Consider the following 8,024-nt stretch of genomic DNA (forward strand, 5'->3'; position numbering starts at 1 on the left):
GCTTAACTTCAAATCCTTGCGGTCAATGTGTCAAGTTTTATTGACAAAATCATTTTGAGTAGGTCAGCACTACCTCGTCCATATCTTCTGATTTTCTCTGAGAAGTAGACGACATACCTTGCTCAATGAATTTTGCCTTACGAACTATAGTATCCATAAGGTACATATCGAATGTATCTTGCGTGACGTAAAAGTTAATATCTACATTCGAAAAAGTATTTCCACGGCGTATTCCTCTGCCGTTTCTCTGCTCAAAATCACTGGGCTTCCACGGAATATCCAAATGGTGCAGAGCACAAAGATTGTTTTGGATATTAACACCTGTTCCCAATTTTGATGTACTGCCTATAACAACGCGTTTAATGCCATTGCGCAGTTCCTCGTGTTGTTGTACACGCTGCTTTTCATTTTTCGCGTCACCGGCAAAACATATCTCTTCTTCAGGTATGCCCAGTTCTATAAGGTCAGCTTTTATTTCATCATAGGCTGAAAAACCTCGGTCAGCATTTACTGCAATATCGCAAAATACAGCTTGCACGCCTTTCTGCTCCTCAGTTTCATCATACTTTTTCTTGATGTTGCGGCAGAGCGTAGCTATTTTGCCGTCGGGGTCTTTTTCGGCTAATGGATCTAGGCAGCGCGGATCAAGTCCCAGCAAGCGTGCTTCGTGTGTTATTTTAAGCATATTGTCCACATTTGGAGATACGCTGCCGTTGTGAATACGTTCGCTGCGTTCACCAAGCTCCTTAATGCCCTCACGCTGCGATTCTGATGGCTGTATTACCACGATGTTCGGTTCTCCTCCTGTTATTTCAGGAACATTCAGCTTTATCATTTTTTGAGTTTTTATATCTGCAAACTCTTTGAATTCCTTGACAAGCTCAGGCAAATTGATAAACTCTGCAAAACGTTTTTTTGTTCTATAACCATTGCCGGCAGGGTTTACTTCCAACTTGGAGACCACCTTTCCAAAATTTGAAGCCCAGTCATCGAATTCCGAAACACCGGACTCTGCAAGTACATCAGGTCGCAGATAGCGAGTCATTATATACATTTCGACCATGCTGTTTGAGATCGGCGTGCCCGTTGCAAACAATATATTGTTGCAGCCGTATTTGTTATTAAGGTACGTTGTTTTCATGAGCATATCCTCGGCTTTCTGCGAAGCGCTCGTCTGCACGCCTGAGATATTTCCCATTTTGGTAGCAACAAAACAGTTCTTGAAGTTATGAGCTTCATCGACTACAAGATAATCAAAACCAAGCTGCTCAAATGATAAAGATGTGTCTTTAGACATACCGAGTAGCTTTTCAAGTTTGTCATTAAGCTTTTCTTTTTGTTTTTCAAGTGCTTTTACTGTCATTTGATTTTCATTTCTTTGAAAATAGTAACCGCTCTTCATTCCGCTAAGCTGCTGATCTATGGCTTCTATTTGTTCGTTTATAAACTGGCTCTGATATTCTGCCGACATACCGATTTTACCGAATTGCTCGTGTGACATGATTATCGCGTCATAGTTGCCGGTAGCGCATCGTGCGATGAAACGCTGCCTGTTCTCTTTCGTGAAATCTTTTGCAGAAGCGACCAGTAAATGTGCGTTCGGGTAAAGCTTTAGCCATTCGTTCGCCATTTGATCTGTCAATGGTTTGGGTACTGTAACGCAAGCTTTGGTGATAAGTCCCAGTCTGCGTTTTTCCATAACTGCCGTTGCCATTTCAAACGATTTGCCGGCGCCGACTACATGAGCGAGCAGTGTGTTGCCGCCGAGTTTTGCCCTCATTACCGCGTCGAGCTGATGTTTGCTCAGCGTTATATCAGGGTTCATTCCGTCAAATTTTTGCCCATCGCCGTTATATTCTCTGCCTACAAGAGAATTAAACAAGTTGTTATATTTCTCAACGTAATACTCTTGCCGCGACATATCTGCCCAAAGCCAATCTTCAAAAGCACGCTCCATTTGATTTGCTTTCTCTTTTGCCTTTCGCGTTGCTGATTCATTTAAAACATACCTATCATCGTCCGTTCTGTCTTTGACTTCGATGCTGCGCTTATTCAGCAGCCGCTTAAATATCTCATGTACTTCCATTCGATCAGTGCCAAATATTTCAGTAGCACGGCTTGAATTATCAGTACAGCGATTTTTAAATGTATATTCTCCATTTGGCAGTCGTGTAACAAGATTATTATAACTGTGGTCTATGCCGGTATATTCGGTCAAAAACTGCGTGTACGTTTCACAATCCACCCAGTTGATACCTATTTGTACAAGTATATCCTCCGGCGGTATCGTATCAGGCTGAATGGCTTCGAGAGCCTGCACGTTGTACTCATACTGCGGATCAAGCTTTGCCATTTGCTCCGCAAGTGCAAGCTTCTTTCTGACGTTGCCCGAAAGATATTCAGCAGCTTCAACATAGCCTGAATATTCTTTTCCGTCAACGGTATAAGCGGGATCTCTGAATATCTTATTCTGTTCTTTCAAAGAAAAAACAAGCTCCTGCTTTTCCATGCCCACAAGCTGAGCCATGTACTCAATATCTACACAGCCTTTTCGGTCGAGGGAAACTTGCAAAGCCTCCTCCGGTGTATCTACTGAGTCAACGTTTATGCTCGGGAGAATGGTTCTTTTGAAAAAAATCGAAGCCTTTTGTACTTCGCCGGTCTTTTCATCAACATTTTCTAGGGCAATAAGTGTGTTAAAATCATCATCGTCCCTAAAAACAGTATTTGCTTTTGACGTTAGCGCTCCATAACGTTTTACATATGTATCATATTCATTATTCAACTCGCGCTGCAGTACCGCAAGCTCATCGTCGGATACGCCATTTAGCTGAGCATCGATAACACTGCGCAATGATTGACGGATAGCGTGCATACCTTTTATGCGTTCTATTGCAGTATTGCCGCCTTCATATTTTGTCATTACCTCGTTTTCACGATAATAGACCTCACCGTCTATGACCGTGTATGTAAAGTTGCGAACATAAGGATCGGCAGGAATAGTTTCAGATGTTTTTTTATCAGAACCACCGCTTTTTACAGCCTTAACTATCTTATCAGGTATATTAGCATGAAGTTTAGAAACTGCTGCGGCAAGCTGCTCGGAAAGAGTTTTTTCGGTATCAGCTATAACATCAATTGTTTCGCTGTCCTCGCCATAGCGTGTACTTTTGACCACTTTACCGAGTACCATTTCAGGGTGTCGGGCAAAATATGCATTAACGCGCAGTCCGTCGGCAGTTCTGCCTGTCTGCGTCCAATACGGATAAACAACTGTCTGATTCTCTCGTTTCTGCAGAAATAGAATATCGGAAACTGTTTTCGTGTCTGCAAATGCGTTGTTAGGCAGACGTACAGCCCCCACAAGATCGCAGCGCTGTGCAAGATATTCTCGGAATTTTGATGTATTCTTATCCATAGTGTAGCTCGAAGTAACTACGGCTATCATTCCGCCCGGGCGCACTTGATCGACAGATTTTGCGATAAAGTAGTCATGGATATTAAGCCCAAGTCTGTCATACTTTTTGTCGTGTACTTTAAAATCGCCGAATGGAACATTTCCTATGACAACATCAAAAGAGTTATCCGAAAAACTTGTTTTTTCAAAGCCTTTTATTTGGATATTGTCATTTGGATACAGCTTTTTCGCTATCCTGCCGGTAAGATCGTCAAGTTCTACGCCATAAAGCTTTGAATTGTCACGCATTTCACCCGGTATCTCTGCAAAGAAGTTTCCAACGCCCATTGACGGCTCAAGTATATTTCCACCTTTGAATCCAAAGTTATCGAGCGCAGAGTATATGCTTTCAATAACTTCATGCGAAGTATAGTAGCTTGTTTGCGTTGATCTGCGCGCAGCGCGATATTCGTCATCGGTGAGCAGACCTTTAAGCTCCTCGTACTCCTCATGCCAATTATCTTTTCGCGCATCAAAAGCGTCTGCGACACCGCCCCAGCCTACATATCCTGCAAGCAGTCGTTGCTCTTCAAGGGTAGCATTTCGGTTTTCGGATTCTATTTTCTTTAATGTTCGTATGGCGGCAACGTTAGCTTTATATCTAGTCTTAGCTCCATTTCCGGTAACATCATTCAGATCAAAATGATAAGTATGCGAGGGAATGTCATTCGACACGACTTCAGCAGAATCTTTATTAACAACGTTTTCGTTAAAGAATGAGATCTGATTTGAGTTAGCTTGTGTATTTCTGTCAACAATTTTTTCATGATTTACTGAATTGTCATTGACTATGTTATTACTTTGTTGTTTGCTCTCAGGCTCTTCGTGATTGCTCTGCATATCGCGTACTTTTTCGAGCTGAAATGCAAGTGCTTTATCATATTGCTTTATAAAATCAATAACTCCGCCGAAGCCGTCGCCTATATCCTGACGATCAGTGTATGTTGTGCCATCAGGCATAGTTACCGTAAATTTTGTTTTTGCGTAACCCTGATGAACGCCATCTATTTCGCCGCGTTCAAATGCTTCATAAATGCTTTTTATATCTTCGCCGTATTTATCGATCTCGGCTTGACGTTTTTCGATCCATTCTCTATCTGCCTGCTCCATAATACGGTCAAAATCGTACACAGAGTATGTTTTTCCATCTTCAAAAGCTTCGCTTTCGCTCCACTCACAAGTTATTGTCGGCAGTTTTTCATTCTCAGCTAAACCAATGTTTGATCGATTTTCTAATGCTGCTGCTTTTTCATCATCAGAAAGACTTACAAGATCATCAAAATCAAGTACAGATAGAGCGTTTTCGTTCATATCATCAAGCGATCCATACTGCTCTTCACGAACGACTTGTCCATCATACTGGTATATCATTCTATATTGCAGAAGATCAATTGAAACTTGTATCTCATACTCCGTTTTCTCATCAGTAGTGTAAGCAATATGTATGTTTGAAAGATCAGAAAAATCTGCTTCCTCGCTGTATTCGTCTAAACAAAAATCGTTTATGTAGTTTTTGGCATTATATAAGCTTTTTGTTTCCTGATCGTTTGTTGCTTTATAGTATCGAACGATCTCATCAGCATACAGTCCTACAACGCTCTCCCAGCCTATGAGCATAGAATCTGTATAATGCTCATTGGTATATTCGCCCTGCATGATCGTAACTCCGTTTTTTGATACGATGTAATCTACAGTAAACGACCCCATATCACAAGAGTTGTGTTGATCAAGCAATGCGGAGGTCACAAACTCTCCGAGCTTTTCTGCTCGCGGTTCTATCATTTCATTTCTTTCAAAGAAAGAAACAAGTTCTTGTGCGTTGTTATCTGCAAGAGCGTATACCCGACGACTGAACATATCATCAAGAACTGTTTTGATCTGCTCCGTGCTGAATGGTATTTTATCATCATTCACTTTGACAGTTTCATTTGCTATTATAACTTCGTTGTCAACAGGTGTAGCAGAGATCTGTTCAACTTTTGTATCTTCACCCTCAAAAGCATTCACTATCTCTTCAGGTATGTCAAGCTGATTACGTTTGAGCTGCACAGCGTGTACTGCTATCTCGTTAATAGATTCTTGCGCAGTATGCTGCACAACAGAAAAAAATGACAGCATAAGTTCACTGTCATTTTGCAATAACGTATCGTCAAAATCAAGATCCGCTGCTCCACGCACTCGTATGTTTTCCTCAGAACCCAATTCGCAGCGCGCAGCAGTTGTATACCTTACGCAATCCCAAAGCATTTCATGAAGCGTTGTTATCTGCTCATCGTTTAGCGAATATTTGTCAGCCATACTTTCAAGATCATCATAGTGCTCACTAACACTGTTGTACGAAATATAATCGACTACAGATGAAAAATTGAGAAAGTCCTGATCATAGGTGCTTGAAAAATACCGTTTTAGCTTGCCGGCTTCTTCACGATTCAACGACCAAAGCGGAGGTAATGTCTTACCATCAGTATCGGAAATATCAAAGTAGTAACGTACAGTATCTCTATCCCCTAGTACAGGTATTCCATGAGCACCACGTTTAACTTTACGTCCTATAGCGTTCCACGCCGCAAGCTGAGCAGCTTTCTCGATATTAGGATCATGCGCATGGATCATTACTGCGTCTGAAAATGGCATTTTGTACATCCTTGCAGCAAATCTCAGAAAATCGGTATATTCTTTACTTTGACACAATTCAACTAACGCTTTAGTGCGCAGCTCCTTTAGGTTATCTATTTTTGCCATAACTTTTTCCTCTCTAAAAAATAATGCGGCTCTGCCTATAGGCAGACTATAGGCTTTACCGCACAGTGTTTTTCTACAATAGCTTATCTTCTTCCAAATTTACTTTTGGGTCTTGCGACCTCTTCCGTTTTAACTTCTGTCTGAGCTGCATCACGCGAAATATGAGCATTATATGCCTTTGTTACTGCATTTCTCAGCTCTTCGGATGCTTCATGATTTACCGGTGCGAAATTGTTGACCCACTTTTCTACGCCGTCGTTTGTTTCGCTGTCAAAAAGCACACGCTTCTGAGCCTGAAAATTAGTTACGAGCTTTCCTTGACCGTTTGGCAGCTCTGACATATATCCGTTGCGCACTTTAAAATCGCCGAAATCAATATCGCACGCTCCACGGGTTTTATCATTTTTTTCTGACGAAAAAGGTCTTACAACAACATCGCTTATCTCAAACTTTTTATCCTCCAACATTTTATAGCTGCCGGTCGAAATATGCTGCTTAGTGTAGCTGTATTCTTCGATGATCGCACCGGAGATCATGTTGCTGACCTCCTTGTCTTTAGCATAGAAAACATCTCTATCTTCCAGTCTGCCGCTGCTGTTTCTGCTCTGATAGTGCGGCATTTTGGTGTACAGCTCACCACTTGCATTTTCGCGTATCTCAATGTTATTGACAGCATATTTGCCTTCAAAGACCATTCTTGCGTATCCAACAATTCCTTTATCGTTTTCTGTAACTCCATACGAGGTAACAGAAATAATAACGTCTTTTTCCATAAATAATTATCCTTTCTTACAACATATCTTTAAATGTTTGCAACAATTGTTTCAAGCAATGACCGCATATACAATTTCCGTTAAAGGTAATAAGATCCGATTCCGAATGACAGAAAACACAATTGTCACGCAGCCATAGCAGTTTGTAACCCAAAATTGGAGTAGTAATATTTAGATCATCATTTGCAGATGGTTCGAGATCATAGAAACGAATATACGCTCCGCCATCCATGCTCATCATTTTTTCCTGCGACACGCTTTGCCGCAGAAATCGTACCCGCCTGGCAGCATTCATTTTAGTTTCGACACAATTTTTGTTTTTCGGTTTTTCTTTGCTTAAAAACGTGTAACCGTCCTGTGTCCACTGATAAATGATCTGCCCGATCACAAAGTCATACTGCTCTTGCAATTCTTTTGGAATAGAAAAGTATGGCGCTCTGCGTGATGGGTAATCAAGGTTAACGATCTTGCTTATGTACTGTGTATACGCTTTGATTCTTCCCATAAATATTATCCTCCAATATTGTTTTAGTGATTTAAGCATTCTCTACGAACTGTCGATCATCAGGATCCTCACCCCTTTCTGCGTTTCTGCCTATAGGCAGAAATTATCTAAAAACAAAAAACGCCTTGAATTTCTTCAAAGCGTTTCTGTCATGTTTATGATATAGATCTGCCTATAGGCAAACTGCTTATTGCCAATTCATCAGCTCCGTGTCAATAGTATATCTATCAGTCGGATAAATACCTATCAACTTTTCCTTTTCCCGACCATTTTTCATCTGCACGCGGCTGATTATGTAGATCGTTTTCATAAGCACACTCCTAATATATATATTCCCCCTCATCAACGCCGAACTCATTTTTCGGCGCTCATGAAGAGCAGCCGCTCTTAGCGGCTAGCCCTTTTAGCAGTTACTTACTGCTCTTTTCTTTCTTTGAAAGAATTAAAATGCAAACTGCACCCAGCGTAACTATCACGCTTACTGCTGCCGTGCCTGTTGCAGGCGGTGTGTCAGTAGGCGGAGTGCTCGGCGGTGTAGTCGGTGTAA

The 8,024-nt window shown here is 41.4% G+C and carries 4 protein-coding genes; all 4 read right to left on the reverse strand.

Translation table 11 applies throughout. From position 1 onward, the window contains the following. Nucleotides 1–49: 49 nt before the first annotated feature. The 4 genes from LI114_RS12675 to LI114_RS14225 all read right to left on the reverse strand — a co-directional run bounded on the left by LI114_RS12675 (nt 50) and on the right by LI114_RS14225 (nt 7,787). On the reverse strand, nt 50–6,199 hold the full coding sequence (locus LI114_RS12675; RefSeq protein ID WP_227220989.1) for an LPD25 domain-containing protein: 6,150 nt from the start codon (nt 6,197–6,199) through the stop codon (nt 50–52). Nucleotides 6,200–6,282: 83 nt separating this feature from the next. After that, nucleotides 6,283–6,972: a septation protein SpoVG family protein gene (locus tag LI114_RS12680; protein ID WP_227220990.1), complete on the reverse strand. Its 690-nt coding sequence runs from the start codon at nt 6,970–6,972 to the stop codon at nt 6,283–6,285. A gap of 16 nt (nt 6,973–6,988) precedes the next feature. Then, nucleotides 6,989–7,477, reverse strand: coding sequence for a hypothetical protein (locus tag LI114_RS12685; protein ID WP_227220991.1), 489 nt, complete (start codon nt 7,475–7,477; stop codon nt 6,989–6,991). Nucleotides 7,478–7,664: 187 nt separating this feature from the next. Next, nucleotides 7,665–7,787 (reverse strand): hypothetical protein, encoded by a 123-nt coding sequence (locus LI114_RS14225; protein WP_264468324.1) that lies wholly within the window; start codon nt 7,785–7,787, stop codon nt 7,665–7,667. Between the last annotated feature and the right edge of the window lie 237 nt (nt 7,788–8,024).

Source organism: Ruminococcus sp. 210702-SL.1.03, assembly GCF_020559915.1.
GTDB lineage: Bacteria > Bacillota > Clostridia > Oscillospirales > Ruminococcaceae > YE71.

Excerpts from the sequence above, each read along its gene's own strand:
- LI114_RS12680 (WP_227220990.1), bottom strand. The coding sequence starts at position 6,972 with ATGGAAAAAGACGTTATTATTTCTGTTACCTCGTATGGAGTTACAGAA.
- LI114_RS12685 (WP_227220991.1), bottom strand. The coding sequence starts at position 7,477 with ATGGGAAGAATCAAAGCGTATACACAGTACATAAGCAAGATCGTTAAC.
- LI114_RS14225 (WP_264468324.1), bottom strand. The coding sequence starts at position 7,787 with ATGAAAACGATCTACATAATCAGCCGCGTGCAGATGAAAAATGGTCGG.
- LI114_RS12675 (WP_227220989.1), bottom strand. The coding sequence starts at position 6,199 with ATGGCAAAAATAGATAACCTAAAGGAGCTGCGCACTAAAGCGTTAGTT.